The sequence below is a fragment of the Streptomyces sp. NPDC001536 genome (assembly GCF_042894505.1).
Taxonomy (GTDB): Bacteria; Actinomycetota; Actinomycetes; order Streptomycetales; family Streptomycetaceae; genus Streptomyces.
In genome coordinates, this window is the sequence record NZ_JBIAVQ010000007.1 from 13,233 (window position 1) to 38,219 (window position 24,987).

A 24,987-nucleotide genomic window follows, 5' to 3' on the forward strand; every position below is an offset into this window, starting at 1 on the left:
ACAGTCAGGCGCCGGTGCGTTCTCCCAGCGCCTCGGCGCGCACCCGGGCGCAGCTGCGGCTGATGAGCCGGGAGACGTGCATCTGGGAGATGCCGAGCTGGTCGGCAATGCGGCTCTGTGTCATGTCCTCGAAGAAGCGCATGTAGAGGATGGCGCGATCGCGTTCGGGCAGCCGGCGCAGGCCCGCCTTGGCCGATTCGCGGTCGACCACGGTGTCGTACGAGGAGTCGGCGGCGCCCAAGGTGTCGGCGAGGCTGTATCCGTCGTCGTCGGAGGAGAGTTCGGCGTCCAGGGACAGGGCGCTGAAGCTCTCCAGCGCCTCCATTCCCGTGGTGACCTCGTCCTCGGTCAGGCCCGTGTGGGCGGCGACGTCCGCGACGGTGGGTTCGGCGCCGCCCGGCGTCTGGGTGAGCTCGCGGCGGGCCACCCGCACCTTGTTGCGGAGTTCCTGCACCCGACGCGGCACCCGCAGGGCCCACATACGGTCGCGGAAGTGGCGCTTGACCTCGCCCGTGATGGTCGGGACCGCGTAGCTCTCGAAGGCGCCGCGCTCCGGGTCGAAGCGGTCGACCGCCTTCACCAGGCCCAGGGCCGCCACCTGGCGCAGGTCCTCGATGGACTCGCCGCGCTCACGGAAGCGGCCGGCGATGCGGTGGGCCATGGGCAGCCAGGCGGTGACGAGTTCGTCGCGTACGGCCTCCCGCTCGGGGCCGTCCTCAAGGGCGACCAGCCGGGCGAAGAGACCCGCGGTGTCGGGAGCGTCGTCGTGGCGCCGTCGGGGGGCCGCGGTGGTGGAGGTGCCGGGACGGCTTGTCGACATGTCAATTGGCATGCGGAATCGCTCCTGAACGGTGTTTTCAGGGAATTGCCGCGGGAACGGGCCGTCGACCGGACACCGGAAGGGGGCCCTGGAGCAGCCGTACCGCTCCCGCTGGCGCGCCTCCGGTCCGAAGCACGAAACTGCGTCTGCCCGCACCCCGGGGGAACAAACTCCGCTTCGCCCCGAAAGAGCGGCCACGTGTCAGGACAGGGGGACGACCGCGGTGATGCACTTGCCTCCGGAGGGCAGGTCGGTGACCCGTACGTCGCGTGCCAGCCGGCACACGATGGGCCAGCCGAGCCCGCCGATCCGGCGGCGCCCGTGCGGGTCGAAGGGTTCCGCGGCCACGGGAAACGCGTCGCTGCGGTCGCTCACCGAGACCCGTACCCCGGGCTCGCCCACATCGACGCTGAAGTCGGTGACTCCGCCGCCGTGCAGGATCGCGTTGGTGGTGAGCTCCGAGGCGACGAGCAGGGCGTCCCCCAGGGCTTCACGGTCGCAGTCGGTATGGGTGAGGCGGCAGCGTTCGGCCACGGCACGCTCGACGGCGCGGCGCGCCTCTGCCGGCTGGCACGGTCGTCGGCGCCGCTCGACAGATTCGGTCCTGCGCTTCTCGCACATCCCTGGGCTCCCTGTTTCGGTGGGGGGCAGGCCAGGGCGCTCGCGGACAACACGGCATTCGCGCCTTGCGGCAGCGGATCCGGCACGCTCCGCGAGCACCGCAGGTCTTGTCCTTTCGGCTCACCTCTGCGGGCCGTATCAAACCTCGTACGCCCGGGCCATCCGAAGTCATCCTCGGGGTACCCGGGTGACATGACGGATGTCGTGGATGCGGATGAACTGTTGCGGCGCATGCAGCGTGCCCGGGCCTGTGCGCTGGAGGAAGAGCGTGCCTGGCGGTCCCGCAGCGAGAGCCTGCGGCCGGACGATCCGGAGGGCTCGCGCGAGGCGGCCGTGCGGACGCTGACCTACGAGGCGGTGCTCAGGGTGCTGGACGAGATCCTGACGCCGGGCCGGCGACCCGGGCCGGCCGATTGACGGCGGTGCTCCCGGGAACCCGGCCCACCATGACTGTGGATCACACCGAGGCACCGGTACTCGAAGCGCTGGACGACTACCACCGCCAGGGGCGGCTGTCGTTCACTCCGCCCGGGCACAAGCAGGCCCGGGGCGCCGATCCGGCGGTGCGGGAGGTGCTGGGCGACGCGGTGTTCCTCGGTGACGTCCTGGCGTCGGGCGGTCTCGACGACCGGCTGACCCGGGGCCGGGTGCTGGAGCGCGCCGAGGAGCTGATGGCCGACGCCGTGCACGCGGAGCACACGTTCTTCAGCACGTGCGGCAGTTCCCTGTCGGTGAAGGCGGCGATGCTGGCCGTGGCGGGACCGCACGAGAAACTGCTGATCGGGCGGGACGCGCACAAGTCGGTCGTCTCGGGGCTGATCCTCTCGGGCATCGAGCCCGTGTGGGTCGAGCCCCGCTGGGACGCCGGGCGGCATCTGGCGCATCCGCCGTCCGCCGCCGAGTTCGACAAGGCGTTCGCCGACCATCCCGACGCGAAGGGCGCCCTGGTCACCAGCCCGACCCCGTACGGCAGTTGCGCCGATCTGGGGGCCGTCGCCGAGGTGTGCCACCGCTACGGGCGCCCGCTGATCGTGGACGAGGCCTGGGGCGCGCATCTGCCCTTCCACCCCGATCTGCCGTCCTGGGCGATGGACGCGGGCGCCGACATCTGTGTGACCAGCATCCACAAGATGGGCAGCGGCCTCGAACAGGGCTCGGTCTTCCATCTGCGGGGCGATCTCGTGCCGCCGGAACTGCTGCGGCTGCGCGCGGATCTGCTGGGCACCACCAGTCCGTCGGTGCTGATCTACGCCGGACTCGACGGCTGGCGGCGGCAGATGGCCCTGCGCGGCAAGGAACTCATGGGCGCCGCGCTGGAGCTGGCCGCCGACGTGCGGGCCGCCGTCGAGGAGATCGAGGGGCTGCACGTCGAGGACCGGGACGACTTCTGCGGTCGGGGACTCGCGGACGGCTTCGACCCGCTCCCCGTCGTCATCGACCTCGACGGCCTCGGCATCACCGGCTTCCAGGCGGCGGACTGGCTGCGTACGCACCGGAAGATCGACGCGCACCTCACCGACCACCGCCGGATCGGCATGCAGATCACCCATGGCGACGACGAGGGCACGGCCGGGCAGCTCCTCGACGCGCTGCGGGACCTGGCGCGGTCCGCGCCCGGACTGCCCGCGGCTCCGCGGGTGGAGGTGCCGCCGCCGTCCGAGCTGCGGATGGCACAGGCCGTCCTGCCGCGCGACGCGTTCTTCGGCCCCACCGAGGAGGTGCCGGTACGGGAGGCCGCCGGCCGGGTCGCGGCGGAGATGGTCACGCCGTATCCGCCCGGGATCCCGGCCGTGCTGCCCGGCGAGCGGCTCACCGAGCCCGTGCTGCGCTATCTGACGACCGGACGGGCCGCGGGGATGAACCTGCCCGACCCGAGCGATCTCGGCCTGGAGACGATCAGGGTGCTGGCGGCGGACCGGGCCGGCACGGAGTGAAACGGGTCACGTGCCCGGCTTTCGTATACGCACAATGCTCCGAGATGGTTTACGGTTCATCCATAGGTCGTCATGGAGTCGACGGTACACGTCCTTCGTAGATCACCTCTCATACGGCCCTGGCTGGCCTCCCCCGTCCAGCCAGGGCTTTTTTCATGCCCGCGCGACGACAGCACGGGAAGTGTCCGCCGCCGAGGTGCCCTGGTCGTCCGCAGCGGCTGAAATGGGCGTAGGGAAAGCACCGGAACCGAATCGCCGGCGAGGAGCCCCGCGTCATGACCAAAGCGACGAAACTGCTGACCGCCCTGCCCCCGCCGCAACGGCAACGCCTGATGGCCCTGGCCCAGGAGGTCTCCTTCCCGGAGGACGCCCGCATCTTCGAACCAGGGGGTACGGCCGACCGCTTCTGGGTCATCCGCTCTGGCGCGGTCTCCCTGGACCAGCAGGTGACGTCCCTGCAGCGGGTGACCGTGGCCAGTCTCGGCTCGGGGGATCTGCTCGGCTGGTCGTGGCTGTTCCCGCCGCACCAGTGGGACTTCGGCGCGGTGGCCTTCAGCCCCGTGCGGGCCTATGAGTTCGACGCGGCGGCGGTGCTCGGTCTGTGCGAGGAGGATCCCCAGCTCGGCCTGATCCTCGTGCGCAGTGTCGCCGAGATCCTGGCCTACCGGCTGGAGACGACCCGCGGCAAGCTCCTGGAGCAGTACTCGATCAGCAGGCGTGCCCGGTGAGCGCTCAGACGCGGTAGCGGCGCAGCGCCGGTACGGCGGCCGCCAGGACCAGCATCACGGCCACCACGAGGAGGCCGCCGCCCGCGACGGCCGCGCGCGGTCCGAAGGCCGAGCCGGCGGTGCCGTGCAGGACGTCGGCCAGACGTGGCCCGCCCGCGACGACGACGGTGAAGACGCCCTGCATGCGGCCGCGCATCTCGTCGGTGGCGGCGGACAGCAGGATCGCCCCGCGGAAGACCATGGAGACCATGTCGGCCACCCCGGCCAGGGCGAGGAACGCGACCGCGAGCCAGAGGCTGTCGCTCAGCCCGAAGCCGGTGATGGCGGCGCCCCAGGCGACGACCGCGCCGATGACCATCCAGCCGTGCCGGCGGGCCCGGGAGAACGTTCCGGAGAACAGCCCGCCCAGCACGGCCCCGATGGGGATCGCCGCGAACAGCAGACCGAGGGCCAGACCCTCGCCGTAGGGCGCGTAGGTCTGCGAGGCCAGCTGCGGGAACAGGGCGCGCGGCATGCCGAGGACCATCGCGATGATGTCGGCGAGGAAGGACAGCAGCAGCACCTTGTGCAGGGAGATGTACCGGAACCCGGCGGCGATCTCGCGCACTCCCGCGCGGCGCTTGGTCGGCGACGCCAGGGGCGGCAGCGCGGGCAGCCGGTAGACCGCCCACACCGTGACGCACAGCGCCAGGGCGTCGATGAGGTAGAGCTCCGGCAGACCGATGACCGGGATCAGGGCGCCCGCCAGGAGCGGGCCGACCACCTGGCCCGTCTGCATGACGGTCGAGCCGAGGGCGTTGGCGGCGGTCAGCTCGTCGGCGGGCACGAGCCGGGCGATGGAGGCGTTGCGGGCCGGCGCGTTCAGACCCCAGAACGCCTGCTGCACCGCGAGCAGGACCATCAGCACGGCCACCGACTCCAGGCCGGTGACGGCCTGTATCCAGAAGAGCAGCGAGGTGACGGCGATCCCGGTGTTGGTGACGAACAGCAGCTTGCGGCGGTCCATGCTGTCGGCGATCGCGCCGCCCCACAGCGCGAACACCATCAGCGGCAGCAGCCCGGCGAGACTCGCGTAGCCGACCCACGCGGACGAGCCCGTGATGTCGTAGATCTGCTTGGGCACCGCGACCGCGGTGAGCTGGCTGCCGACGGCCGTGACGATGGTCGACGTCCACAGCCGGCGGTAGGCCGGGCGGCGCAGCGGGCGGGTGTCCATCGCGAACCGGCGCCAGCCGCGCCGGGCGGACTCCCGCTTGGGGGCCGTCGACTGCTCTTCGGTGCTGCTCTCGCTCGTGTCCACGGGCTTCCTGGTTGGTCGTTACATCTTTCGGAACCAGGGATCACTATGGCAGCTCCGTCTGAGCATGCGGGACCCGCAATCTCAGCTTCCGGACAGGGAGTTGCTCAGGCCCCGGCGATCAGCATCCCGCCCATGGTGATCATCGTCGCGGCGACCAGTCCGTCCAGGACGCGCCAGGCCATGGGCCTGGCCAGGAAGCGGCTCAAGAGCCGGGCACCGAAGCCCAGCGCCGCGAACCAGCACAGGCTGGCGAGCACGGCGCCCAGTCCGAAGGTCCAGCGCAGCGCGCCGCGGTCGGCGGCGACGGAGCCGAGCAGGAACACCGTGTCGAGGTAGACGTGCGGGTTGAGCCAGGTCAGCGCCAGACAGGTGAGGACGGCCCGCTTGCGGGAGCCCGCCGCCTCGCCCTCCGTCCGCAGGGCGTCACCGGCCGGCCGGAACACCCGGCGGGCGGCGAGGGCGCCGTAGCAGAGCAGGAAGACACCGCCGATCCAGCCGACCGCGGTCAGCGCCTGCGGCCACGCCACCACCACCGCTCCCAGTCCGCCGACACCCAGGGCGATGAGGGCCGCGTCCGAGAGGGCGCAGATGCCGACGACGGCGAGGACGGAGTCGCGGCGGACGCCCTGGCGCAGGACGAAGGCGTTCTGGGCGCCGATGGCGACGATGAGCGAGAGGCCGGTGCCGAATCCGGCGGCAGCGGCGGTGAGCGAAGCGGTCATGGCATCGACGCTAGGCGGGCTCCGATCTGGAGTACAGCTAAAGATTCTTACGTATCATTAGCGCTCGTGATGACAGAGCTTCCCCTCGATCAGGTCCGGACCCTGCTGGCGGTGGTCGACGAGGGCACCTTCGACGCGGCCGCCGCGGCCCTGCATCTGACGCCGTCGGCGGTGAGCCAGCGCGTCAAGGCCCTGGAGCAGCGCACCGGGCGGGTGCTGCTGGTGCGCACGAAGCCGGTGCGGCCGACCGAGTCGGGCGAGGTGATCGTGCGGTTCGCGCGGCAACTGGCGCGGCTGGAGCGGGACGCGCGGGCCGAGCTGGGCATGAGCGCGGTCGGGGAGTCCACGCGGGTGTCGGTCGCGGTCAACGCCGACTCGCTGGCGACGTGGTTCCTCCCGGCGCTGAACCGCGTTCCGGACGGGCTCCGGCTCACCTTCGAGCTGCACCGCGAGGACGAGGAGCACACGGCGACGCTGCTGCGGGAGGGGCTGGTGATGGCGGCGGTGACCTCGTCGCCGGACGCCGTGTCGGGTTGCTCCGTGCGTCTGCTGGGGCGGATGCGGTACTTCGCCGTGGCCAGCCCGGAGTTCGTCGAGCGGTATCTCGGCGGCCCGCTGCGGGACGCACTCGCGGAGGCGCCCTCGGTGGCCTTCGACCGGCGCGACTCCTACCAGGACCGTTTCGTACGGAGCCTGCGCCGCGGCCGGGGCGGCGCCAGCCCCGCCCGCCACTACGTCCCCACCTCCGAGGGCTTCGTGGCGGCCGTCGCGCTGGGCCTGGGCTGGGGCATGGTCCCCGACGTCCAGGCCGACCCGCTGCTGGCCACGGGCCGGCTGGTCCACCTCGCGCCCGACCGCCCGATGGACGCGCCCCTGTACTGGCAGCAGTGGAAGCTGGACTCGCCCGCACTGGCGTCCGTGGCCGAGGCGGTGGCCACCGCGGCTGCGGAGGCGCTCACCTTCTAGGCGCCGACCTCCCACCTCCGAGGTGCGCCGGCCGCGTGTGTTCGCGAGAGGCTGGCGAGCCGCATCACCGGCTCGTTCCGCTCAGCAGCGCGGTCAGTTGGGCCTCGGCGCTGTCCAGGAGCATCTCCAGTGCCGTCGGATAGGCGCTGTCCACCATGCGCGACGCCAGCAGGGGCGCCGCCTCCGCGATCCGGGGGTGCGTGGTGCGGGGCAGACGGGCGTACGTCGAGCGCCACATGTCCTCGTCGGCGTGGAGCGCGGCGCTGGGCAGGGCCAGGGAGGCGGCGTCGAGGGCGGCGAAGGCCAGGGTCTGGTCGATGAAGGCGTGGTAGATGCGGACCGTGTCGGGCAGCGGGAAGCCCGCGGTGCGCAGCACGTCGAGGACCGCCTCGTCGGCGGCGAGCTCGTGGGGCCGCCCGGTGACCCGGTTCGTGGTCAGCACGGCGGCCTGCGGATGGGCGAGGTAGGCGGCGTGGAGGCGCAGCCCGACCGCGCGCAGGTCCGCCCGCCACCGCCCCGTCGGCTCCCAGCCCCGCAATGCCTGTCCGATCAGCGCGTCGCCGATCGCCAGGGTCAGGTCGTCCATGCCGCGGAAGTAGCGGTACAGGGTGCTGGGGTCGGCGTCCAGGGCCAGGCCCAGGCGGCGGGCGGTGAGCCCGGTGCTGCCGTGTTCGCGCAGCATGCGCAGCGCGGTCTGGACGATCAGCTCCTCGGACAGCACGGTGCCGCTCTTGGTGGGGCGACGCCGGCGCCGCTTCTCCTCGGGTACGACCGCTTTCGGCATGCCGCTCCTCCTTATGCCAACGCCATTGACCTTATGCGAGCGGGCGGCGTTGTATCTCCGTCAGGGGCCCCTTCGATGTCTTCGACCTTCGACCTTCGACCGACGGAGTGCTTGTCATGCGTGTACTGCTCGTGGGAGCCGGTGGAGTGGGCACCGCCATCACCCGGATCGCGGCCCGGCGGCCGTTCTTCGAGGCGATGGTGGTGGCGGACTACGACCTGGGCCGCGCCGAGGCCGCCGTCGCCGCACTCGGCACCGAGGGCGACCGTTTCCGGGCCGAGCGCGTCGACGCGAGCGACGAGGCGGCCGTGGCGGCGCTCCTTGAGCGGCACGCGTGCGACGTCCTCCTCAACGCGACCGACCCCCGCTTCGTGATGCCGTTGTTCCGGGCGGCCCGCGCCGCCGAGGCGACGTATGTCGACATGGCGATGTCACTGTCCCGCCCGCACCCCGAGCGCCCCTACGACGAATGCGGGGTCAAACTCGGCGACGCCCAGTTCGAGGAGGCGATCGGCTGGGAGAAGGCGGGGGTGCTGGCGCTCGTCGGCATGGGGGTGGAGCCGGGTCTGTCGGACGTCTTCGCGCGGTACGCGGCCGATGAACTCTTCGACGAGATCGAGGAGATCGGCATCCGCGACGGCGCGAACCTCACCGTCGACGGCTACGACTTCGCGCCGTCCTTCAGCATCTGGACCACCATCGAGGAGTGCCTGAACCCGCCCGTGGTCTACGAGGAGGAGCGCGGCTGGTTCACCACGCCACCGTTCAGCGAGCCCGAGGTGTTCGACTTCCCCGAGGGCATCGGCCCGGTGGAGTGCGTGAACGTCGAGCACGAGGAGGTGCTGCTCGTCCCCCGCTGGGTCGACGCCAAGCGCGTCACCTTCAAGTACGGCCTGGGCGAGGAGTTCATCCAGACGCTGAAGACGCTGCACCTGCTGGGCCTGGACCGCACCGAGCCGGTCACCGTGCCGAGCGCGGACGGACCGGTCCGGGTCTCGCCCCGGGACGTGGTCGCCGCCTGCCTCCCCGACCCGGCGACGCTGGGCGAACTCATGCACGGCAAGACCTGCGCGGGCACCTGGGTGAAGGGGGTCAAGGACGGGGCGCCGCGCGAGGTGTACCTGTACCACGTGGTGGACAACCAGTGGTCCATGGCGGAGTACGGCTGCCAGGCGGTGGTCTGGCAGACGGCGGTGAATCCGGTCGTCGCCCTCGAACTCCTCGCCACGGGCGCCTGGTCGGGCTCGGGCGTCCTCGGCCCGGAGGCCTTCCCCGCCGGTCCGTTCCTGGATCTGCTGACCGCGTACGGCTCTCCGTGGGGGCTGCGCGAGCAGTGAGAACCGTCTCTCCCAGAACTCCGTTGTTTCACTTGCGCATCGACAGGTGACCCGAAAGCGAGTAAGCCATCCGCGAGGGCACGGACGACTTAGGGCGCAGGTGACATCGATGGAAAACTGGCGAGAGCGTGCCGTATGCCGCCACGAGGACCCGGACCTCTTCTTCCCGATCGGAAACACGGGTCCGGCACTGGTGCAGACGGAACAGGCGAAGGCGGTCTGCCGCCGCTGTCCCGTACGAGAACGGTGCCTGGAGTGGGCCATGGACACCGGGCAGGCGATCGGTGTCTGGGGCGGTATGAGCGAGACCGAACGACGCTCACTGCAACGGCGCCGGGCCAGGGCCGGGCGCACCGCCGGGTAGTCCCGGCACCCGGAGGGTGAAGACACTGCCCGCGCCGGGTTCGCTCGTCGCCCGAGCCGTGCCGCCGTGCGCGGCCACCAGGTGGCGGACGATCGGCAGACCGAGACCGCTGCCGCCGGTACGACGGCTGCGGGACTTCTCGGCCCGCCAGAACCGGTCGAAGACATACGGGAGATCCTCGGCGGCGATCCCGCTGCCGGTGTCGGCGACCTCGAGGACGACATCGTCACCCTCGCACCGTGCCGCGAGGGTGACGATCCCGTCCGCGGGCGTGTGCCGCAGGGCGTTGGAGACGAGGTTGCCGAGCGCCTGCCGCATCCGCACCGGGTCGGCGTCCAGCCACGGCGTGCCCTCCGTCTCGGTGCGCAGGGCGACGCCCGCCGTGTCCGCGGCCACCCGGTACGCCGCGGCGACCTGACCGATCAGCTCGTCGGCACGGACGGGCTCGCGGTGCAGCCGCAGCGTGTCCGCGTCGGCGGCGGCGAGGTCCTGGAGGTCGTCGATGACGCGCTGGAGGACGAGGGCCTCCTCGTGCAGGGACGCGAGCAGTTCGGGGTCCGGTGCCACCACCCCGTCCTTGGTGACCTCCAGCCACCCGCGGATGTTGGTGAGCGGGCTGCGCAGTTCATGGGCGATGTCGCTGACCATGGCCTTGCGCTGCGCCTCCAGGCGTTCCCGGCGTTCGGTGAGGTCGTTGAAGGCCGCGGCCAGGATGCCGGTCTCGTCGCGCGTGGTCACGGGCACCCGCACATGCAGCTCCGGCGGCTGCTGGGCCGCCGCGGTCAGCGCGCGGAGCGGCCGGACGAGCCGCGTGGCGACGACGGCTGTCACGGCGACGGTGACGGCGAGGACCAGCCCGGCGACGCCGACGACCTTGGCCTTGTTGGCCGGTGACATGTCGAACCGCACGGCGGTGCGGTCCCCGCCGCCCAGGAACAGCTCGGCGGTCGGCGCGACATAGGGGTCGAGCTGGGCGCGGCGCGCGTCGTCGACACAGTTCCGCACGGTGCGGGCGGCCTCGGACCCGGGCCGTACGTCGAACTTGCCCAGCTGGTAACGGCCGTCCAGGCCCTGGGTGGTGACGTCGACGGAGACGAACAGCGGCGCGACGAGCTTCAGGTCGTTGCGGCCCAGGCAGCCGCGGGCCCGTTGCGTCAGGTCCGCGAGGGCCTTCTCCTCCCCGGCGGTGGGGGTGTTGAGCTTCCCGTCGGCGCATTCGAGGGGCGTCTCGGTGTTCTCGCTGAGGACCGGCCGGCCGCTCGGCGTCTCGACGATGTCGGCCTCGACGCCGTAGCGGGCGAAGCACTGCTGCCGTATCAGGGCCAGCTTGCCCAGCCTGGCGCGCTCCTTGTCCGTCAGCCGGTACGGCCCCACCACCCGCGGATCGATGCCGCTGCGCTGGGCTCCGCGCTCGGTGTAGGTGTCGGTGCGCAGCGGGTCCACGGTGGCCGCGGCGCGCGGCGGCAGGGAGGTGCCGGGCGGCGCGGAGTCCACGATGGTCCGGCGGTCGGTGGTGGTCAGGGCGATACGGCGGCCCGTCTTCTCGGACAACGTGCGGACCATCGACCCGACTCCGCGCCATTCCGGGTGCGTTGCCGCATAGCCGCTGAGCCGGGCGAGGACGTCCATGTCCTCGGCGAGGACCTGCCCCTGCTCCTCCCGCAGCGCACGGGTGGTGGTCTCCACCGCCAGCCAGGCGGTCGCGGCCACCGAGCACACGGCGATGAGCACGGAGGTGATCAACAGCCGGACCGAGAGGCGCTTGCGCAGGGGTATGCCGCGGCTCATCCGCGGCCGCCGCTGAGCTTGTAGCCGACGCCGAACACCGTCAGCAGCCGGGTCGGCCTGCGCGGATCCGTCTCGATCTTCCGCCGCAGGTTCATGATGTGGACGTCCACGGCCCGCTCGGTGGACGCCCGGTCGATGCCACGGGTGCACTCCAGCAACTGCCGCCGGGAGAACACCCGCTCGGGTTCGGCGGTCATGGCCAGCAGGATCGCGAACTCGGCGGGCGTGCACTCCACGTCCTCGCCCTCGCACCGCACCTCGTGCCGTACGGGATCGACCTGCACCCCCGCGGCCCGGACGAGTCCCGCGGTGCGTCCGCTGCGCCGCAGGACCGTGCGGATCCGGGCCATCAGCTCTCGCGGGCTGTAGGGCTTGGTCATGTAGTCGTCGGCGCCGACGTCCAGGCCGAGCAGCACGTCGTCCTCGGTGGAGCGGGCGGTGAGCATGAGCACCGGGATGTCGTCCGCCCGCCGCAGCGCCCGGCACACGCCGAGGCCGTCGACCACGGGCAGCATCAGGTCCAGCACGACCAGGTCGGGCCTCAGCCGCCGCACCGCGTCGAGGGCGGCGGCGCCGTCGTGGACCACGGTGGCGGTGTGGCCCTCCGCCAGCAGGGAGCGGCGTATGAGTTCGGCCTGCATCTCGTCGTCCTCGGCGACCAGCACATGTGCGCACACCTGGCGGATCCTAAGCCGCTCAGCGGGTCAGGGAGTCGGCGTCGCCCATGACGACGACCGGGTGGCGGGCCGGGTCCAGTGCCCGGAGGAGCTCCTTCATGTGCTTCTCGGCGATGCTGACACAGCCGTGGGTGGGCCCGTCGTGGTCGACGTGCAGCCATATCCCGCCGCCGCGGCCCGCGCCGAGCGGGCGGGTCCAGTCGAGGGGTGAAGTGCCGGGCTCGCGGTTGTAGTTGATGGCGATCACGTAGTCGAAGGAGCCCGCCAGGGGTTCGCCCTCGAAGCCGGTGCCGGTCGCGGTGAAGCCGCTGCCGTGGTCGTACGGCAGCCGGGTGCCGGGGTCGCGGAGCCGTCCGCCGGCGTCGGTGAGGCCGAAGACGCCGATGGGTGAGCGCAGATCGCCGGCGCGGTGGTCGTCGGTCCAGCCGCGCAGCGCGTTGTGCGCGGGCCAGGTCCGCCCGGCCTGCCATCCCGCTTCGGTGCGCTCGTACAGGACGACGGTGGACCGCGGGGAGTTCTTGCCGCGTCCGGTGACGACGACGGCCTGGCGGGCGTCGTCGGGCACCTTCGCCCACGTCTTGGGCCCCAGGCCGGGCAGTTGCTGCGGGGCGACCTCCAGGGAGAGGGTCGGCGCGGGCTGGATCGTCGTGGGAGTCGGCGGCCGCTCGGGGGTCGCCACCGCCCCTCCCCCGCACCCGGTGAGCACGAGGGAGACGGCCAGCAGCGCGACGTGGGGTCTGCGTGTGATCATGCGTCGACCTTCGCCGACAGTTGTTTGGAACTCGTCAGGTTCTAGGGAGAGGTGGGCTTGCCCTGCCCGTACACCCACTTCTGGAACAGCCCGTCCAGGTCCTTCCCGGACTCCCGCTCGGCCAGACGCACCAGCTGCGCGGTCGTCCCGTGGCCGTCGCGGTGCTCGGTGGCCCAGGCCCGCAGGATCCGGAGGAACACCCGGTCCCCGACGGCCTTGCGGAGCTGGTGCAGGGCCATCGCGCCACGGGCGTAGACGGGCGTGCCGAAGATGTTCGCGCCGCTGCCCGGATCGCCCGGCGGGAACTCCCACAGCCCGTCGCTCGCGGGCCGGGCGTACAGCGCGTCGAAGGTCTTCTGCGCGCTGTCGCCGCCGTGCTGTTCGGCGTAGAGCCACTCGGTGTAGGTCGCGAAGCCCTCGTTGAGCCAGATGTCCTTCCACGAGGTCAGGCTGACGGAGTCGCCGAACCACTGGTGGGCGCTCTCGTGGACGAGGGTGCTCAGGTCGGGGGCCTGGTCGTACACCGGCCGGGTCTGGGTCTCAAGGGCGTACCCGACGTTCGGGGCCCGGTCGACGATCGAGCCGGCGGCCTTGAACGGGTAGGGCCCGAAGAGCTCGCTCTCCCAGGCCAGGACGGACGGCAGCTTCTTCAGGACGGGTGCGGCGGCGTCGGCCTCGCGCGGATCGACGGCGTTGTAGACCTGGATGCCGTCGCGGGTGGTGTACCGCTCGACCTTGAACTTCCCGACCGTCGCCGTGGCCAGATAGGCGGCCATGGGCTCGGACTGGCGCCAGCGGAACGTGGTCCGCCCGTGGGCGGTCGTCTGCCCCAGGAACACGCCGTTGGCGACGGCGGTGCGCCCCTTGGGGACGGTGATCGTGAAGTCGTACGACGCCTTGTCCTTGGGGTGGTTGTTCGCGGGGAACCAGGTCATCGCGCCCTGCGGCTCCCCCGCGACGAAGGCGCCGTCGTCGGTGGGGATCCAGCCGTCGAGGGAACCGTCCGGGTCGGTGACCGGGGCCGGTTCGCCGTGGTAGGCGACGTTGACGCGGAACCACTGCCCCTTCTCCAGGGCCTTGCGCGGGGTGACCACGAGTTCCTGGCCGTCGCGACGGAAGTCCGCCTTGTCACGGCCGACGGTCAGGCTCGTGACCTTGAGCCCGTTCAGGTCGAGGTCGAAGCGGCTGAGCTTCTGGGTGGCGCGGGCGTACAGGACGGCCTTGCCGTCGAGCCGGCGGCTGTCCGTGTCGTAGCGCAGGGTCAGGTCGTAGTGGCCGACGTGGTAGCCGCCGTTGCCGGCCAGCGGGAAGTACGGGTCGCCCGCGCCGGACGAGCCGGCCGACGGGGGTGCGGCCGCCCCGAGCAGCGCCACCAGGGCGACGGGGACGGTTCCGAGGACGACGGTGCGTCTGACGGCCTGCGGCACGTGCGCTCCTGCGGTTGGGGGGTGGCAGACGGTTTCACACTAAGGGTGATCTCGGGGGAACTCACCCTTGAGCCGGTCAAGTCCCGCCGCTCCCCGAAGTACGCTCCCGGCACGTCACCACCCCCGTGGAAGGGCCCCATCATGAGCGTTCGCGTGCGCCGCGTCTACGAGCCGCCCGAGCCGCAGGACGGTGTCCGCGTCCTGGTCGACCGGCTGTGGCCGCGCGGCCTGTCCAAGGACGCGGCGCGGGTCGACGAGTGGCCCAAGGCCATGACGCCCTCGACCGAGCTGCGCCGCTGGTACCACGCGGGTGAGGGGTCCTACGAGGAGTTCGCCGGGCGTTACGAGGCGGAGCTGGCCGCCCCCGAGGCGGCCGAGCTCCTGGACCACGTGCGCGACCTGGCCCGCAAGGGGCCCCTCACCCTGCTGACGGCCGCGAAGGCTCCTGAGGAGAGCCACGCGGCCGTGCTCGCACGCCTGCTGGACTGACCGAGGCGCAGCCGGTGTGCCTCAGCCGGTCTGCCGTGCCGCCGCCCGTCCCGCCGCCCGTCCGGAGAACAGGCAGCCGCCGAGGAAGGTGCCTTCCAGCGCGTTGTAGCCGTGCACACCGCCGCCGCCGAAGCCGGCCACCTCACCGGCCGCGTACAGGCCGCCGATCGGACTGCCGTCGGCGTCCAGGGCGCGGGAGTCCAGGTCGGTCTGGATGCCGCCGAGGGTCTTGCGGGTGAGGACGTGCAGCTTGACGCCGATCAGCGGGCCGGCGTCCGCGTCGAGGATGCGGTGCGGGGTGGCGACCCGGCCGAGCTTGTCGCCGATGTAGCGGCGGGCGTTGCGGATGCCCTGGATCTGGGCGTCCTTGCTGTACGGGTTGGCGATCTGGAGGTCGCGTGCCTCGATCTGGCGGCGCACGACGGCGGCGTCGAGGAGCGGCTTGTCCGTCAGGGCGTTCATCTTCTCGACGAGTTCGTCCAGGCCGGGCGCGGTCACGAAGTCCGCGCCCTTGCGCAGGAACGCGTCCACCGGACCCGGGGCGCCCTTGCCCAGGATCCGCTCCTTGAGGAACCCGACCCGGTCCTTGGCGGTGATGTCGGGGTTCTGCTCGGAGCCCGACAGCGCGAACTCCTTCTCGATGATCTTCTGGGTGAGGATGAACCAGGAGTGGTCGTAGCCGGCGATGTCCTCGGTGGTGCGCAGGTACTTCAGGGTGCCGAGGGTGTCGTAGCCGGGCAGACACGGGTCGGGCAGCCGGCGGCCCAGCGCGTCGAACCACATCGAGGACGGGCCGGGCAGGATGCGGATGCCGTGGCCGGGCCAGATCGGGTCCCAGTTCTGGACGCCCTCGGTGTAGTGCCACATGCGGTCGCGGTTGACCAGGCGTACGCCCGCCTCGGCGCTGATGTCGAGCATGCGCCCGTCGACGTAGGCGGGGACGCCGGTGACCATCTCGGCGGGCGGGGTGCCGAGGCGCTCGGGCCAGTAGCGGCGCACGATGTCGTGGTCGGCGCCGATGCCGCCGGTGGTGACGACGACGGCCTGGGCGGTGAGTTCGAAGTCGCCGACGCGGTCGCGGTTGGACTTCACGCCCCGTGCCGAGTGGTCCTCGGCGAGGACGGTGCCGCGCACACCGCGCGCCTGCCCGTCCTCGACGACGAGCTCGTCGACCTGGTGGCGGTAGTAGAAGGTGAGCAGCCCGTCGCGGGCGGCCTGCTTGGCGTAGTTGACGAACGGCTCGACCACGCCCGTGCCGGTGCCCCACGAGACGTGGAAGCGCGGCACGGAGTTGCCGTGTCCGTGTGCGCGCAGGTCACCGCGTTCGGCCCAGCCCACGGTCGGCAGGAACTTGATGCCGTGCCCCTCCAGCCAGGACCGCTTCTCCCCCGCCGCGAACTCGACGTAGGCGCGCGCCCAGCGCACCGCCCAGGAGTCCTCGTCGTCCTCGCGGTCGAACCGGGCGCTGCCCTGCCAGTCGTTCCAGGCCAGGTCGAAGGAGTCCTTGATGCCGAGGCGCCGCTGCTCCGGGGAGTCGACGAGGAAGAGCCCGCCGAAGGACCAGAAGGCCTGGCCGCCGAGGTTGGCGGCGTTCTCCTGGTCGACCAGCGCGACCCTGCGGCCCCGGCTGGTCAGTTCATGCGCGGCGACCAGGCCCGCGAGCCCCGCTCCGACGACGATGACGTCGGCATCCATGGCGACCGTCCCTTCCTTATGCGGTGATGTTGTTCGGACGTGGTTCGCGCGATCCGCGCCGGCCGTCCGCGCCGGCCTGTCCTTCTGCCGCCGGTCCGGGGGGCGTCCCCCGGGACGGTGCGGTGCTGCCGTCGGTCAGCAGCGCGGTGAGCAATTGCTTGAGCCAGGCGCGGGCCCGCTCCAGGTCCCGGTCCAGCAGCAGTTGGGTGGTGACGCCGTCGTAGGCGGCGACCACGGCGTGGGCGGCCCCGTCGAGGTCGCCGAGGACCGCGGGCAGCGGGGTGTGGCCCTGCGCCCGGGCCAGCCGTTCGGCGATCGCCCGGCGCAATCGCTCCCGGTGCTCCAGCAGGGTCTGCGCGACGGCCGGTTCCCGGGCGGCGTGCACCAGGAAGTCCGTCTTCACCAGCAGCCAGTCCCGGTCCAGGAGCAGCACCTCGGTGACGCGGTCGACGGCGGCGGGCACGTCGAGGTCGGGTCCGTCGAGGGCCAGCGCGCCGGAGACCTGGTCGGCGATCAGGTCGGCCCGCTGCTGGTAGAGGGCGAAGAACAGCTCGTCCAGGCTGTCGAAGTTCGAGTAGAAGGCGCCCCTGCTGTAGCCGGCCGCCTCGCAGACCTCCTCGATGGAGACCCGCCCGAAGCCCTTGGCGGCGAAGACCGCGAACGCGGCGTCCAGGAGGTTGGCGCGCGTGCGGACCCGGCGCTTGGTCACGCGCTTGGCCGTGCCCTCCAGTGCCATGTCCGGCCCTCCGTTCGATACGGGAATGTATCCGATACAACGATGCATCGAAAGAGCCGGATTCCGAGACACCGCCACACGATGGGAACACATTTTCGAATTAGGAGTACGCTGGATCCATGACCACGCACCTCCAGGCCTCGCTCTTCGACCAGACGGACGAGCTCCGGCTCGGCCGCCTCGACGGGATCCGACGGACCGCGCTCGGACACGGCGCCTGGATCGACGTACTCCCTGGTTGGCTCGGCGGCTCCGACGCACTGTTCGAACAACTCGCCTCGAAGGTTCCGTGGCGGGCCGAGCGCCGGAAGATGTACGACCACGTCGTCGACGTACCGCGCCTGCTCGCGTTCTACGGCGTGGACGACGTCCTGCCGCACCCGGTGCTGGCCCAGGCCCGCGAGGCGCTCACCGCGCACTATGCCGAGGAGTTGGGCGAGCCGTTCACCACGGCCGGGCTCTGCTTCTACCGCGACGGCCGGGACAGCGTCGCCTGGCACGGCGACCGGATCGGCCGGGGCGCCCGTGAGGACACCATGGTCGCCATCCTCTCCGTCGGCGCGCCCCGTGATCTCCTGCTGCGTCCGATGCGCGGCGGCGACACCGTGCGCCGCCCGCTGGGCCACGGCGACCTGATCGTGATGGGCGGCTCCTGCCAGCGGACCTGGGAGCACTCCATACCGAAGTCGACACGCGCCGCGGGACCACGCATCAGCGTCCAGTTCCGCCCGCACGGCGTGCACTGAGGCAGAGAGGCGGCTGCTTCGGAAGCACGCAGGGGGCTGCCTCCGGCGGACGGCGCCGGAGGCAGCCTTTCCGCCGGGTGCGCGTCCTTCCGCCGGGCCCGCGTCCGGTGTTCTTCCGCGCGGCGACCACCGTGTTCGGGACGCGACCGGACCGGTCGCCTCCGCCTCCCTGCCGGTCTGCTTTGCTGGGCCTGTCGAGCAGGCCCTCACCCCTCGGGACGATCATGCAGACGGACGTGCAGCAAGTCGCCGACGGCACCTACCTGGTGCACGGGAGCAACACCAACTGGGTGATCCTCACCGAGGGCGACGCCGTCACCCTGGTCGACACCGGCTACCCCGGGGACCGCGAGCAGGTGCTCGCCTCCCTTGCGCGGGTGGGCGGTTCACCGGAGGCGGTCGCGGCGGTGCTGATCACGCACGCCCACAACGACCACCTCGGTTCGGCCGAGTACCTGCGCGCCACGTACGGCACCCCCGTGTACCTCCATGACGCCGAAGTGCCGCACGCCCGCCGGGAGTTCCTCCACCAGGTGACCGTCGCCGACGTCGTGCGCAACGGCTGGCGGCCGGGTGTCCTGCCGTGGGCGCTGCACGCGATCCGCTCCGGCGGCAAGGCACACGTCCCGGTCACCGCCCCCGAGGCGTTCCCCTCCGAGGGCGCGCTCGATCTGCCGGGCCGGCCGGTCCCCGTGCACACGCCGGGCCACACCGACGGACACGCCGCCTTCCACCTCCCCGGCACCGGCGTACTGATCTCCGGTGACGCCCTGGTGAGCGGCCACCCGACCTCGCGGGTCAAGGGGCCCCAGCTGCTGCCCGACATGTTCCACCACGAGCGCGCCCGTGCCGTGGGCTCACTGGACGTCCTCGCCGCGCTGGAGGGCGACCTCCTGCTCCCGGGCCATGGTCCGGCGCACCGCGGTCCGGTCCGTGAAGCGGCACTTCAGGCCAAGGAGCGTGCCCTCTAAGGTGAGGTGACGATCACCCGCGAGACGAGGACGAACGACCCATGGCACTGCAGATCAGCGCGACCAACCCGGAGCACCCCGCGCTCCTGCTGGAGCTGCCGTGGGACGTCCCCCTGGAGGAGTGGCCGGAGGAGGTCCTGGTCCCGCTGCCGCGCGGCATATCCCGGCACATCGTGCGGTACGCCCGCGCCGGCAGCGAGGTGATCGCCGTCAAGGAACTGGCCGAGCGGCCCGCCCTCAACGAGTACGACATGCTCCGCGACCTCGACCGGCTCGCCATCCCCTGCGTGGACCCGCTGGCCGTGGTCACCGGCCGCACCGACCAGGACGGCAAGCCCCTGGAGTCGGTCCTGGTCACCCGTCATCTGGGCGGCTCGATGCCGTACCGGTCGATGTTCGAGACGACGATGCGGCCGGCGACCATGCACCGCCTCATGGACGCCCTGGCCGTCCTGCTCGTACGACTGCACCTGGCCGGGTTCGCGTGGGGCGACTGCTCCCTGTCCAACACGCTCTTCCGGCGGGACGCGGGCGCCTACGCCGCCTATCTCGTCGACGCCGAGACCGGCGAACTCCAGCCCCGTCTCAGCGACGGCCAGCGCGAGTACGACCTCGACCTCGCCCGCGTCAACATCAGCGGCGAGCTCCTCGACCTGGAGGCCTCCGGGGCGCTGCACCCCTCCGTGGACCCGATCGAGTTCGGCATGGAGATCTGCGCGCGCTACCGCGGTCTGTGGGAGGAGCTCACCCGCACGTCCGTCTATCCGGCGGGCAAGTACCACTACATCGAGCGCCGGATCCGCCGTCTCAACGAACTCGGTTTCGACGTGGCCGAGATGCAGATCGAGCACGCGGCCAACGGTGACACGGTCACCTTCGTGCCGAAGGTCGTGGACGCCGGCCACCACCAGCGCCAGCTGCTGCGGCTGACGGGCCTGGACACCGAGGAGAACCAGGCCCGGCGGCTGCTGAACGACCTGGAGAGCTGGATGGCCACCCAGGACGACTACGCCCCGGGCGACCCTCTCGGCGCCCGCCCCGAGGTCCTCGCCCACCGCTGGGTGCGGGACGTCTTCCGCCCGACCGTGCGCGCGGTGCCGCTCGAACTGCGCGGGTCGATGGACCCGGCCGAGATCTACCACGAGCTCCTCGAACACCGCTGGTACCTGTCGGAGCGGGCGCAGCACGACATCGGCCTGGACACGGCGGTCGAGGACTACATCGAGAACGTCCTGCCCAAGGCGCGCGAGACGCTCCAGCCCACCGTCGAGGACTGACTCAGACGGGCGGGACCACCGCCACCGGGCACTCGGCGTGGTGCAGCACGCCATGGGCGACGGAGCCGATCCGGGCGCCCACGGCGGTGCGGTGGGCACGCCTGCCGACGACCATCAGCTGGGCCCGCCCCGCCACCGACAGCAGCACCTGTCCCGCGCTGCCCATCTCGACGTGCTCCACCACCGGGACATCGGGGAACCGCTCCCGCAGCGGGTCCAGTGCGGCGCCCAGCGCCTTCTTCTCGCGCGGCTCCAGACCTCCCGCCTCGTCGAGGAGCTTGAGGGAGCCGGGGCTGTAGGCGAACACCGGCGGCAGCGTCCAGGCCCGTACCGCACGCACGGTCGCCCCGCGCGCGGCAGCGGTCTCGAACGCGAACCGCAGGGCGGCGGCACTGTCCTCCGGCTCGCCCTGCTGGCCCACGACGACCTCGCGTCCGGCGGCCTCGGCGGAGGGCTGGTCCCCGGCGCGTACGAGGACCACCGGCCGTGTGGTCTCGGCGATGACCTGCTGTCCGACGGAGCCGAGCAGGAACCCTACGACCGGCCCGTGGCCGCGCGAGCCCAGCACCAGTGCCTCGGCGTCCGCCGCCGCGTCGACCAGCGTCTCGACGGTGTCGCCCTCCAGGAGGTCGGTGGTCACGGTGAGGCCCGGGTACCGCGTGGTGACGGCCCGGGTCGCCTCGGTCACCGTCTCCCGCACCCACCCGGCCTGCGCGTCGGGGGTCGCCACCTCGACGGCGTCGTACGCCTCGAACCGCCAGGCCTGCACCACCCGCAACGCGAGATCGCGGCGGACCGCCTCCCGGGCCGCCCAGTCCAGCGCGGCGAGGCTCTCCTCGGATCCGTCGACTCCTGCGGTGATCGGGCGCGTCATACGGCTGTCTCCCTGTGTCGCGGTCACGTCCGTCGGCCCCCAGTCTTCACTACGCTGCCGGCATGAGCCTGGTGTGGGAGCAAGTCAATGTGGACGCGCGCGACGCGGAGGCCCTGGGCCGCTGGTGGGCCGAAGCGCTCGGCTGGGTGGTCGTGAACGACGCCCCCGACGAGTACGAGATCCGGCCGGAGAAGGACCGCCTGCCCGGTCTGCTCTTCAACCCGGTTCCGGAGGGCAAGACCGTCAAGAACCGCCTCCACCTCGACTTCCGCCCCGACGACCAGGCCGCGGAGGTCGCCCGCCTCCTGGCGCTCGGTGCCCGGCACGCGGACATCGGACAGGGCGAGCAGCCGTGGGTGGTGCTCCAGGATCCCGAGGGGAACGAGTTCTGCGTGCTCGGCGACCACCGCACGCGAACCTGAGCGAAGCGGGACGTTCGAACATACGATGGCCGAAGTCGCAGCCGAACTCTCGGGGTGGGAGACGTATGGCACAGGCCGCCGAAGCAGCGCGGACCGTCATCCTGACCGTGGACGACGACCCGGGGGTCTCCCGTGCCGTCGCCCGGGACCTGCGGCGGCGCTACGGCGAGTCGTACCGGATCGTGCGCGCGGAGTCCGGGGAGTCCGCGCTGGAGGCGCTGCGCGAGCTGAAGCTGCGCGGGGACCTGGTGGCGGTGATCCTGGCCGACTACCGGATGCCGCAGATGAACGGCATCGAGTTCCTGGAGCAGGCCCTGGACGTGTATCCGGGCGCGCGGCGGGTGCTGCTGACGGCGTACGCGGACACCAACGCGGCGATCGACGCGATCAACGTCGTGGATCTGGACCACTATCTGCTCAAGCCGTGGGACCCGCCGGAGGAGAAGCTCTACCCGGTCCTGGACGACCTCCTGGAGGCGTGGCGGTGCAGTGAGTACCGTCCGGTGCCCGCGACCAAGGTGATCGGGCACCGGTGGTCGGCTCGCTCCTCGGACGTGCGGGAGTTCCTGGCCCGCAACCAGGTGCCGTACCGCTGGTACTCGACCGAGGAGCCCGAGGGTCAGCGGCTGCTGGCCGCCGCGGGTCAGGACGGGCAGCGGCTGCCGGTGGTCATCACCCCGGACGGCACTCCCCTGGTCGAGCCGGAGGCGCCCGATCTGGCCGCGCATGTAGGTCTGGCCACGACGCCCACCGCGGACTTCTACGACCTCGTCGTGATCGGCGGCGGCCCGGCCGGGCTGGGGGCCGCGGTGTACGGGGCCTCGGAGGGGCTGCGGACCGTCCTCGTGGAGCGGTCCGCGACCGGCGGGCAGGCGGGGCAGAGCTCACGCATCGAGAACTACCTGGGCTTCCCCGACGGGGTGTCGGGCGCCCAGCTCACCGACCGGGCGCGGCGGCAGGCGGCCAAGTTCGGCGCCGAGATCCTCACCGCCCGTGAGGTGGCGGGGCTGGAGGTGAACGGGGCGGCGCGGACCGTGCGGTTCTCGGACGGCTCCGCGGTCGCCGCGCACAGCGTGATCCTGGCGACCGGTGTGTCGTACCGGCAGCTGGAGGCGCCGGGCTGCACCGACCTGACCGGGTGCGGGGTGTACTACGGCTCGGCGCTCACCGAGGCGGCCTCCTGCCAGGGACAGGACATCTACATCGTCGGGGGCGCCAACTCCGCGGGGCAGGCGGCGATGTACCTGTCCCGGGGCGCCAAGTCGGTGACCCTGCTGGTGCGCGGGCCCGACCTGTCGGCGTCGATGTCGCACTACCTGATCCAGCAGATCAACGAGGCCCCCAACATCTCGGTCCGCGCGCGGACCGTCGTCGAGTCCGCCCACGGCTCCGACCATCTGGAGCAGCTCACGCTGCGCGATGTGGACACCGGGGAGACCGAACTCGTCGACGCGCAGTGGATGTTCGTGTTCATCGGCGCGGCCCCGCTGACCGGCTGGCTGGACGGGACGGTGCTGCGCGACGAGCACGGGTTCATCCTGGCCGGGCCCGACCTGACCGCCGACGGACGGCCGCCGGCGGACTGGGAGCTGGACCGGCCGCCGTACCACCTGGAGACCAATGTCCCCGGCGTGTTCGTGGCGGGCGACGCGCGCGCCGAGTCCGCCAAGCGGGTCGCGTCGGCAGTCGGAGAGGGAGCCATGGCCGTGATGCTCGTCCACCGGTATCTGGAGCAGTCATGAGCGGGCAGCTCGTGCCGTGCAGCCCCGCGGAGATCGGGGCGCTGTTCCTGTTCGAGAAGCTCTCCCCCGAACAGCTGGGCCAGTTGTGCAGTGCCGGGCGGGTGGAGAGGTTCGAACCCGGGCCCGTCTACACCGAGGGCGAGCCCGCGACCTGCTTCTACGTGATGATCGAGGGCACGGTCGTGCTGTCCCGCCGGGTCGGCGGCGACGACGTGGAGGTCACCCGGACCTCGCAGCGCGGGGTGTACGCGGGGTCCATGCAGGCCTACCTCGGCGACCGGGTGCAGCAGGTCTACAAGAACTCCATGCGGGTCACGGAACCGACCCGGTTCTTCGTGCTGCCCGGTGAGAAGTTCTCGGAGTTCATGCAGGAGTGGTTCCCGATGGCGGTCCATCTGCTGGAGGGGCTGTTCTTCGGATCGCAGAGCACCCAGCGGGTCATCGGCCAGCGTGAACGGCTGCTCGCGCTGGGTTCGTTGTCCGCCGGTCTCACCCACGAGCTCAACAACCCGGCGGCCGCCGCCGTCCGCGCCACCGCGACCCTGCGCGAACGCGTGGGCAAGATGCGGCACAAGCTCGCCGTCATCGCCCAGGGGAACTACGCCCCCGAGGTCATGGCGAACCTCATCGACATCCAGGACCGCACGGCCGAACGCGTCGCCAAGGCACCGACGTTGAGCCCGCTGGAGGCCTCGGACCGCGAGGACGCGGTCACCGACTGGCTCGACGACCACGACATCCAGAACGGCTGGCGGCTCGCCCCCACCTTCGTGCAGGCCGGTCTCGACGTGGACTGGCTGGACCAGGTCGCCGCGGCCGTGGACGAGGATCTCCTGCCCAACGCGATCGGCTGGCTCAACTACACCGTCGAGACCGAGCTGTTGATGGACGAGATCAACGACTCGACCAACCGCATCTCCCACCTCGTCGACGCCGCCAAGCAGTACTCGCAGCTGGACCGGGCGCCCTTTCAGAACGCCGATGTGCACGAACTCCTGGACAGCACCCTGCTGATGCTCTCCGGCAAGATCGGGCAGCAGATCAAGGTCGTCAAGGAGTACGACCGGACGCTCCCGAAGATCCCGGCGTACCCGGCGGAGCTCAACCAGGTGTGGACCAACCTGATCGACAACGCGGTCGCCGCGATCAACAGCGCGGGCGGGGAAGGCACGTTGACCGTCCGGACGGCGCTCGATCACGAGCGGCTGCTGGTGGAGTTCCGGGACACGGGACCGGGGGTGCCGAAGGAGATCCGCAGCCGGATCTTCGATCCGTTCTTCACCACGAAACCGGTGGGCGAGGGGACGGGGCTCGGGCTCGACATCTCCTGGCGGATCGTCGTGAACAAGCATCACGGGACGCTTCAGGTCGAGTCGGAGCCGGGCGACACGCGGTTCCAGGTGCTGCTGCCGCTCACCGCCGCGGAGAGTGACACGAGCGAGGAGTTGGAATGACCGAGATCCAGGGAGTCGACACCGCCGTGCCGCCGAGCGGGAACGGGTGCGTCGAGTGCGACGCCGCCGGTGGATGGTGGTTCCATCTGCGACGGTGTGCGCAGTGCGGGCATGTGGGGTGTTGCGACTCCTCGCCCGCGAAGCACGCCACAGCGCATTTCCAGGAGACCGGGCATCCGCTGGTGCAGAGCTTCGAGCCGGGTGAGGAGTGGTACTGGAACTTCTCGACCAAGGAGATGTTCGAGTCCGGGCCCGCGCTCGCGGCGCCGGACAGCCATCCGGCGGATCAGCCGGCGCCGGGTCCGCAGGGACGGGTTCCCGCGGATTGGGCGAAGACGTTGCGGGCCTAATTGGCTCGGGGG

The 24,987-nt window shown here is 71.6% G+C and carries 26 protein-coding genes; 14 read left to right on the plus strand and 12 right to left on the minus strand.

Annotated elements, in window-relative coordinates:
• Window positions 1-4 precede the first annotated feature (4 nt).
• Together ACFY0U_RS19980 and ACFY0U_RS19985 are read right to left on the minus strand one after the other, a co-directional pair.
• Window positions 5-832, minus strand: coding sequence for a SigB/SigF/SigG family RNA polymerase sigma factor (locus tag ACFY0U_RS19980; protein ID WP_388637252.1), 828 nt, complete (start codon window positions 830-832; stop codon window positions 5-7).
• 189 nt (window positions 833-1,021) lie between these two features.
• Window positions 1,022-1,441: an ATP-binding protein gene (locus ACFY0U_RS19985; RefSeq protein WP_388637254.1), complete on the minus strand. Its 420-nt coding sequence runs from the start codon at window positions 1,439-1,441 to the stop codon at window positions 1,022-1,024.
• A 192-nt stretch (window positions 1,442-1,633) separates the two neighbouring features.
• Between ACFY0U_RS19985 and ACFY0U_RS19990 the strand changes: the two genes are divergently transcribed.
• The 3 genes from ACFY0U_RS19990 (at window position 1,634) to ACFY0U_RS20000 (ending at window position 4,103) form a co-directional block, all read left to right on the plus strand.
• Entirely contained in the window at window positions 1,634-1,858 is a 225-nt protein-coding gene (locus ACFY0U_RS19990; RefSeq protein ID WP_388637257.1) for a hypothetical protein, read from the plus strand.
• Window positions 1,859-1,887: 29 nt separating this feature from the next.
• Window positions 1,888-3,375 (plus strand): aminotransferase class I/II-fold pyridoxal phosphate-dependent enzyme, encoded by a 1,488-nt coding sequence (locus tag ACFY0U_RS19995; RefSeq protein WP_388637260.1) that lies wholly within the window; start codon window positions 1,888-1,890, stop codon window positions 3,373-3,375.
• A 275-nt stretch (window positions 3,376-3,650) separates the two neighbouring features.
• Window positions 3,651-4,103 carry a cyclic nucleotide-binding domain-containing protein gene (locus ACFY0U_RS20000; RefSeq protein WP_388637263.1) on the plus strand — a complete coding sequence of 151 codons (453 nt, stop codon included), beginning with the start codon at window positions 3,651-3,653 and terminating at the stop codon, window positions 4,101-4,103.
• A gap of 4 nt (window positions 4,104-4,107) precedes the next feature.
• On the opposite strand, the gene ACFY0U_RS20005 is transcribed toward ACFY0U_RS20000, so the two are convergent.
• The gene (locus ACFY0U_RS20005) at window positions 4,108-5,403 is read right to left on the minus strand and encodes an MFS transporter (protein WP_388637266.1); all 1,296 of its coding nucleotides are present in this window, start codon (window positions 5,401-5,403) and stop codon (window positions 4,108-4,110) included.
• Window positions 5,404-5,507: 104 nt separating this feature from the next.
• Window positions 5,508-6,125, minus strand: coding sequence for a LysE/ArgO family amino acid transporter (locus tag ACFY0U_RS20010; protein WP_388637269.1), 618 nt, complete (start codon window positions 6,123-6,125; stop codon window positions 5,508-5,510).
• 69 nt (window positions 6,126-6,194) lie between these two features.
• On the opposite strand from ACFY0U_RS20010, the gene ACFY0U_RS20015 reads away from it, so the two are divergent.
• Complete coding sequence (locus ACFY0U_RS20015) at window positions 6,195-7,091, plus strand: LysR family transcriptional regulator ArgP (protein ID WP_388637272.1); 897 nt, start codon at window positions 6,195-6,197, stop codon at window positions 7,089-7,091.
• A 64-nt stretch (window positions 7,092-7,155) separates the two neighbouring features.
• Here the strand turns inward: ACFY0U_RS20015 and ACFY0U_RS20020 are convergent, their stop codons facing one another.
• Window positions 7,156-7,875 (minus strand): TetR/AcrR family transcriptional regulator, encoded by a 720-nt coding sequence (locus ACFY0U_RS20020; RefSeq protein ID WP_388637275.1) that lies wholly within the window; start codon window positions 7,873-7,875, stop codon window positions 7,156-7,158.
• A gap of 116 nt (window positions 7,876-7,991) precedes the next feature.
• On the opposite strand from ACFY0U_RS20020, the gene ACFY0U_RS20025 reads away from it, so the two are divergent.
• Together ACFY0U_RS20025 and ACFY0U_RS20030 are read left to right on the plus strand one after the other, a co-directional pair.
• Window positions 7,992-9,212, plus strand: coding sequence for a saccharopine dehydrogenase family protein (locus tag ACFY0U_RS20025; RefSeq protein WP_388637278.1), 1,221 nt, complete (start codon window positions 7,992-7,994; stop codon window positions 9,210-9,212).
• Between the two features lie 109 nt (window positions 9,213-9,321).
• Window positions 9,322-9,576 carry a WhiB family transcriptional regulator gene (locus ACFY0U_RS20030; RefSeq protein WP_388637281.1) on the plus strand — a complete coding sequence of 85 codons (255 nt, stop codon included), beginning with the start codon at window positions 9,322-9,324 and terminating at the stop codon, window positions 9,574-9,576.
• On the opposite strand, the gene ACFY0U_RS20035 is transcribed toward ACFY0U_RS20030, so the two are convergent.
• From ACFY0U_RS20035 to ACFY0U_RS20050, 4 genes are read right to left on the minus strand one after another with little or no spacing between them, the layout of a single operon-like run.
• Complete coding sequence (locus ACFY0U_RS20035) at window positions 9,532-11,364, minus strand: sensor histidine kinase (RefSeq protein ID WP_388637284.1); 1,833 nt, start codon at window positions 11,362-11,364, stop codon at window positions 9,532-9,534. The two genes, ACFY0U_RS20030 and ACFY0U_RS20035, sit on opposite strands and share 45 nt — an antisense overlap.
• On the minus strand, window positions 11,361-12,041 hold the full coding sequence (locus ACFY0U_RS20040) for a response regulator (RefSeq protein ID WP_388637287.1): 681 nt from the start codon (window positions 12,039-12,041) through the stop codon (window positions 11,361-11,363). Before ACFY0U_RS20040 ends, ACFY0U_RS20035 begins: the two co-directional genes overlap by 4 nt.
• Before the next feature lie 19 nt (window positions 12,042-12,060).
• Complete coding sequence (locus tag ACFY0U_RS20045) at window positions 12,061-12,792, minus strand: L,D-transpeptidase family protein (RefSeq protein ID WP_388637290.1); 732 nt, start codon at window positions 12,790-12,792, stop codon at window positions 12,061-12,063.
• A 41-nt stretch (window positions 12,793-12,833) separates the two neighbouring features.
• Entirely contained in the window at window positions 12,834-14,219 is a 1,386-nt protein-coding gene (locus ACFY0U_RS20050) for a M1 family metallopeptidase (protein WP_388637292.1), read from the minus strand.
• Window positions 14,220-14,360: 141 nt separating this feature from the next.
• Here ACFY0U_RS20050 and ACFY0U_RS20055 point away from each other — a divergent pair, with 141 nt between their 5' ends.
• Complete coding sequence (locus ACFY0U_RS20055) at window positions 14,361-14,708, plus strand: DUF488 domain-containing protein (protein WP_388637295.1); 348 nt, start codon at window positions 14,361-14,363, stop codon at window positions 14,706-14,708.
• Window positions 14,709-14,729: 21 nt separating this feature from the next.
• Here ACFY0U_RS20055 and ACFY0U_RS20060 read toward each other — a convergent pair whose 3' ends face one another.
• Together ACFY0U_RS20060 and ACFY0U_RS20065 are read right to left on the minus strand one after the other, a co-directional pair.
• The gene (locus tag ACFY0U_RS20060) at window positions 14,730-16,403 is read right to left on the minus strand and encodes an FAD-binding dehydrogenase (RefSeq protein ID WP_388637298.1); all 1,674 of its coding nucleotides are present in this window, start codon (window positions 16,401-16,403) and stop codon (window positions 14,730-14,732) included.
• A 16-nt stretch (window positions 16,404-16,419) separates the two neighbouring features.
• The gene (locus ACFY0U_RS20065) at window positions 16,420-17,139 is read right to left on the minus strand and encodes a TetR/AcrR family transcriptional regulator (protein ID WP_388637301.1); all 720 of its coding nucleotides are present in this window, start codon (window positions 17,137-17,139) and stop codon (window positions 16,420-16,422) included.
• A 119-nt stretch (window positions 17,140-17,258) separates the two neighbouring features.
• Between ACFY0U_RS20065 and ACFY0U_RS20070 the strand changes: the two genes are divergently transcribed.
• The 3 genes from ACFY0U_RS20070 to ACFY0U_RS20080 all read left to right on the plus strand — a co-directional run bounded on the left by ACFY0U_RS20070 (window position 17,259) and on the right by ACFY0U_RS20080 (window position 20,133).
• Window positions 17,259-17,885: an alpha-ketoglutarate-dependent dioxygenase AlkB gene (locus ACFY0U_RS20070; RefSeq protein ID WP_388637304.1), complete on the plus strand. Its 627-nt coding sequence runs from the start codon at window positions 17,259-17,261 to the stop codon at window positions 17,883-17,885.
• A 224-nt stretch (window positions 17,886-18,109) separates the two neighbouring features.
• Window positions 18,110-18,856 carry an MBL fold metallo-hydrolase gene (locus ACFY0U_RS20075; protein ID WP_388637306.1) on the plus strand — a complete coding sequence of 249 codons (747 nt, stop codon included), beginning with the start codon at window positions 18,110-18,112 and terminating at the stop codon, window positions 18,854-18,856.
• Between the two features lie 41 nt (window positions 18,857-18,897).
• On the plus strand, window positions 18,898-20,133 hold the full coding sequence (locus ACFY0U_RS20080) for a DUF4032 domain-containing protein (protein ID WP_388637309.1): 1,236 nt from the start codon (window positions 18,898-18,900) through the stop codon (window positions 20,131-20,133).
• A 1-nt stretch (window position 20,134) separates the two neighbouring features.
• Here the strand turns inward: ACFY0U_RS20080 and ACFY0U_RS20085 are convergent, their stop codons facing one another.
• The gene (locus tag ACFY0U_RS20085; protein ID WP_388637312.1) at window positions 20,135-21,007 is read right to left on the minus strand and encodes a universal stress protein; all 873 of its coding nucleotides are present in this window, start codon (window positions 21,005-21,007) and stop codon (window positions 20,135-20,137) included.
• 62 nt (window positions 21,008-21,069) lie between these two features.
• On the opposite strand from ACFY0U_RS20085, the gene ACFY0U_RS20090 reads away from it, so the two are divergent.
• The 4 genes from ACFY0U_RS20090 to ACFY0U_RS20105 all read left to right on the plus strand — a co-directional run bounded on the left by ACFY0U_RS20090 (window position 21,070) and on the right by ACFY0U_RS20105 (window position 24,975).
• Window positions 21,070-21,429 (plus strand): VOC family protein, encoded by a 360-nt coding sequence (locus tag ACFY0U_RS20090; RefSeq protein ID WP_388637315.1) that lies wholly within the window; start codon window positions 21,070-21,072, stop codon window positions 21,427-21,429.
• Between the two features lie 65 nt (window positions 21,430-21,494).
• Entirely contained in the window at window positions 21,495-23,171 is a 1,677-nt protein-coding gene (locus ACFY0U_RS20095; RefSeq protein ID WP_388637318.1) for an FAD-dependent oxidoreductase, read from the plus strand.
• Complete coding sequence (locus ACFY0U_RS20100; protein ID WP_388637321.1) at window positions 23,168-24,625, plus strand: ATP-binding protein; 1,458 nt, start codon at window positions 23,168-23,170, stop codon at window positions 24,623-24,625. Before ACFY0U_RS20095 ends, ACFY0U_RS20100 begins: the two co-directional genes overlap by 4 nt.
• Window positions 24,622-24,975 (plus strand): UBP-type zinc finger domain-containing protein, encoded by a 354-nt coding sequence (locus tag ACFY0U_RS20105; protein WP_388637324.1) that lies wholly within the window; start codon window positions 24,622-24,624, stop codon window positions 24,973-24,975. Before ACFY0U_RS20100 ends, ACFY0U_RS20105 begins: the two co-directional genes overlap by 4 nt.
• The last annotated feature ends 12 nt before the right edge of the window (window positions 24,976-24,987 follow it).